Source organism: Sphingomonas bacterium, assembly GCF_903643035.1.
In the GTDB taxonomy this organism is placed as follows: Bacteria; Pseudomonadota; Alphaproteobacteria; order Sphingomonadales; family Sphingomonadaceae; genus Sphingomonas.
Genome location: NZ_CAHJWW010000238.1, coordinates 1 through 4,302, shown reverse-complemented (window position 1 = coordinate 4,302; position 4,302 = coordinate 1). Strand labels below are relative to the sequence as shown.

Sequence of the window (4,302 nt, the reverse complement as noted above, 5' to 3'; positions counted from 1 at the left end):
CGGCGTCGTCACCGCGACCAGCGTCGCGCCCGCCGCCCCGCCGTGCAAGGTGAAATAGGCCGCCGCCGGCCGCCCCGCGACCGCGTTCAGCCGCACCCAGCCGCCGTCCACGGACATCGCCGCCGGCTTCGCGCACCCCGCCAGCGCGGCAACACACATCAAGATCGACCCGGATCGCATCAGGAACCCGCTACGCCGCCCGCCTCCTTGCGACAAGCGCCGCCCCCCCTATATCGCGCCCGGCATGAGTGGTTGCGCCGCCGAAACGGGACGCCACCGCGCTGTTTTCAGTCGAAACAAATGGGACCCGACAGACACATGGCTAAAGTGATCGGCATCGACCTCGGCACCACCAACTCCTGCGTGGCGGTGATGGAGGGTGGCAAGCCCAAGGTGATCGAGAACGCGGAAGGCGCGCGCACCACGCCGTCGATCGTCGCCTTTGCCAAGGACGGCGAGCGGCTGGTCGGCCAGCCCGCCAAGCGTCAGGCCGTCACCAACGGCGACAACACCATCTTCGCGGTGAAGCGGCTGATCGGTCGTCGCTTCGACGACCCCATCACCAAGAAGGACACCGCGCTCGTCCCGTACAAGATCTCGCGCGGCGGCAACGGCGATGCGTGGGTCTCCGCCGGCGGCAAGGATTACTCGCCCTCGCAGATCAGCGCCTTCACGCTGCAGAAGATGAAGGAGACCGCCGAATCCTATCTGGGCGAGACCGTGACGCAGGCGGTGATCACCGTGCCCGCCTATTTCAACGACGCGCAGCGCCAGGCGACCAAGGACGCCGGCCAGATCGCCGGCCTCGAAGTGCTGCGCATCATCAACGAGCCGACCGCGGCCGCGCTCGCCTATGGCCTGGAGAAGCAGGACGGCAAGGTGATCGCGGTCTATGACCTGGGCGGCGGCACGTTCGACGTCTCGATCCTGGAGATCGGCGACGGCGTGTTCGAGGTGAAGGCGACCAACGGCGACACCTTCCTGGGCGGCGAGGATTTCGACAACAAGCTGGTCGAGTATCTGGCGCAGGGCTTCCAGAAGGACGAGGGCATCGACCTCGCCAAGGACAAGCTCGCGCTCCAGCGCCTCAAGGAAGCCGCCGAGAAGGCCAAGATCGAGCTGTCGTCCGCGGCCTCGACCGAGGTCAACCTCCCCTTCATCACCGCCGACCAGAACGGCCCCAAGCACCTCGTCAAGACGATCAACCGCGCCGATCTGGAGCGCCTAGTCGACGACCTGATCAAGCGCACGATCGAGCCGATGAAGAAGGCGCTGGCCGACGCCAACGTCAAGTCGGGCGACATCAGCGAGGTCGTCCTCGTCGGCGGCATGACGCGCATGCCCAAGGTGCGCGAGGCGGTGAAGGCGTTCTTCGGCAAGGATCCGCACACCGGCGTCAACCCCGACGAGGTCGTCGCGATGGGCGCCGCGATCCAGGCGGGCGTGCTCCAGGGCGACGTCAAGGACGTGCTCCTGCTCGATGTGACGCCGCTGTCGCTGGGCATCGAGACGTTGGGCGGTGTGTTCACCCGCATGATCGACCGCAACACGACGATCCCGACCAAGAAGTCGCAGACCTATTCCACCGCCGACGACAACCAGGGCGCCGTCACGATCCGCGTCTTCCAGGGCGAGCGCGAGATGGCGGCGGACAACAAGATGCTGGGCCAGTTCGACCTGGTCGGCATCCCGCCCGCGCCGCGCGGCGTGCCGCAGATCGAGGTCACGTTCGACATCGACGCCAACGGCATCGTCAATGTCTCGGCCAAGGACAAGGGCACCGGCAAGGAGCAGCAGATCCGCATCCAGGCGTCCGGCGGCCTGTCCGACAGCGACATCGATCAGATGGTGCGCGACGCGGAGAAGTTCGCCGACGAGGACAAGAAGCGCCGCGCCGGCGCCGAGGCCCGGAACAACGCCGAGTCGCTGATCCACACGACGGAGCGCCAGCTCGCCGACAACGGCGACAAGGTCGACGACACCCTCAAGTCGGAGATCCAGGCCGCGATCGACGACGCGAAGCAGGCGGTGGAGGGCGGCGACGCCGACCGGATGACCGAGAAGAGCCAGGCGCTGGCCCAGGTCGCGATGAAGCTCGGCCAGGCGATCTACGAGAAGCAGGCCCAGGCCGACGCGTCCCCGCAGGCCGACGCGGCCGGTCCCAAGGAGGACGTGGTCGACGCCGAGTTCTCGGAAGTCGACGACAAGTAAGCGAAGTGGTTCTCGACTTCGCTCGAACCGAACGGGGAGGGGTGTCGCCTCACCTCCGTTCGTCCCGAGCGAAGTCGAGGGACCATGCGGGGCAGACCTGAATGACCACCACCGTCGATTATTACGAACTCCTCGAATGCGAGCGTACCGCCGACGCGGGGACGCTCAAGTCCGCCTATCGCAAGCTCGCGATGCGCTACCATCCGGACAAGAACGCCGGCTGCCGCGACTCCGAGGCCCGGTTCAAGGCGGTGAGCGAGGCGTATGAGGTCCTCAAGGACCCGCAGAAGCGCGCCGCCTATGACCGCTACGGCCACGCCGCCTTCCAGCAGGCCGGCGGTGGCGGCGGCGGGCAGGGCCAGGATTTCGGCGCCTTTTCCGATATCTTCGAAAGCGTGTTCGGCGAGTTCATGGGCGGCCAGCGCGGCGGTGGCGGGCGTCAGCCCGGACGGCGCGGTGCGGACCTGCGCTTCGACATGGAAATCGGGCTGGACGAGGCGTTCCACGGCGTCGCGCGCACGATCACCGTCGACGTCGCCGCCGCCTGCGACAGCTGCCACGGCAGCGGCGCGCGGCCCGGCACCTCGGTCAAGGCATGCCAGCATTGCGGCGGCCACGGCAAGGTCCGCGCGCAGCAGGGCTTCTTCGTCGTCGAGCGCGCCTGCCCCGTCTGCGGCGGCACCGGCGAGATGATCGCCGATCCCTGCCCCGATTGCCGGGGCGAGGGCCGGATCGAGCGCACCAAGACGCTGGAGGTCAACGTCCCGCCCGGCGTCGACGAGGGCACGCGCATCCGCCTGTCGGGCGAGGGCGAGGCGGGGCCGCGCGGCGCCCCGCCCGGCGACCTCTACGTGTTCCTCCACGTCAAGCGCCACGCGCTGTTCGAGCGCGACGGCACGACGCTGTTCGCCCGCGCGCCCGTCAGCTTCACCACCGCCGCGCTCGGCGGCACGCTCCACATCCCGGGGCTCGACGGCACCACCCACGACATCCGCATCCCGCCCGGTATCCAGTCCGGCAAGCAGCTCCGCCAACGCGGCGCCGGCATGCCCGTGCTTCAGGGCCGGGGCGCGGGCGACCTGGTCATCCAGGTCGAGGTGGAGACTCCCACCAGGCTATCGGTCCGCCAGCGCGAGCTGCTGGAACTGTTCCGCGAGACGGAAACAGGCGACGAATGCCCGGCGTCGCAGGGCTTCTTCGCCAAGATCAAGAAGGCGGTGGCCGGCTAGCGAAGAAGCCGACCCGTCCGACGTCACTTCTTTGTTGCTCCGTCAGTCGGTGCAACAGAATTAGCCGGAACCGCCGGTCGCCAGAATGATCGCGGCGAAGACCAGGAAGATCGCGAACAAGCCTAGGATAGCGTATCCCCACGGCCGTTGCGCGGTCTCCAGGCTGCGGAGATGCCGGTCGACCTCCGGATCGTCCAGCATCCTGTATCGGTCCCAACGAGCAAGCGCGCGTTCTCTCCTCGGCAGCGCCCGGACCAGGCGGTCGATCGCGCGGGCGGCGTCCGGATGACGCTCGTCGACCGCGTCCCGCAGCCGCTTCGATCGCCATGCCATGAGCAGGAAGAGCGGCCCGACGATACCGAAGAAGATCAGATTGCCGGTCACGGCGGAAATGTAGCGTCGCGAATAAATCGCGCAACGATGCTGAACCGTCGTCGCGCATCGCGCGCGCCAGCCGCTCGCCGACGAGCTGCTCGCCCGCCTCGTCGCGGCGATCAACGATGCCAGCGACCGTCATGAGGCCGGCAAGAGTAGTCAAAAGCTGGCCAGTTAGCGCGACGATGAGGGTGGACTGGCCATGATCCGGGTCGTGGCGGGTTTGAGGCCTGGGGCCGCAGCGCGCAGCGTGAGGGAAGCCGCGCCCGGTGCGGCCGTGACGATCGCCTGGGCGAGGCCGTTGTACAGGCTGCGCATCGTGCCCTTGTCGGGCTCGTGGCTGTTGGGTTCGCCGTTGCCGAGGCCGAGCAGGGCGCCGCCCGTGACCGCGAAGGTGACCGGCGGGTTGGCGGTCGGCACCGGGCGGCCGCGATCGTCCACCGCCTCGACGGTGACGGGCACCGCGTCGCGCCCGTCGCCCGCGATC

3 protein-coding genes and 1 pseudogene are annotated in these 4,302 nt (G+C 68.5%); 2 read left to right on the top strand and 2 right to left on the bottom strand.

Annotated features, from left to right (window positions below; genetic code table 11):
- The first annotated feature begins 318 nt into the window (after window positions 1–318).
- Window positions 319–2,211, top strand: a complete 1,893-nt coding sequence (gene dnaK, locus HUV01_RS12820) for a molecular chaperone DnaK (protein ID WP_174298619.1) — start codon at window positions 319–321, stop codon at window positions 2,209–2,211.
- A 101-nt stretch (window positions 2,212–2,312) separates the two neighbouring features.
- Window positions 2,313–3,440, top strand: a complete 1,128-nt coding sequence (gene dnaJ / locus HUV01_RS12815; protein ID WP_174298618.1) for a molecular chaperone DnaJ — start codon at window positions 2,313–2,315, stop codon at window positions 3,438–3,440.
- A gap of 60 nt (window positions 3,441–3,500) precedes the next feature.
- Here the strand turns inward: dnaJ and HUV01_RS12810 are convergent, their stop codons facing one another.
- Together HUV01_RS12810 and HUV01_RS12805 are read right to left on the bottom strand one after the other, a co-directional pair.
- Complete coding sequence (locus HUV01_RS12810) at window positions 3,501–3,824, bottom strand: hypothetical protein (RefSeq protein WP_174298617.1); 324 nt, start codon at window positions 3,822–3,824, stop codon at window positions 3,501–3,503.
- A 165-nt stretch (window positions 3,825–3,989) separates the two neighbouring features.
- Window positions 3,990–4,302, bottom strand: a pseudogene (locus tag HUV01_RS12805) (beta-galactosidase GalA); the annotation flags it as partial.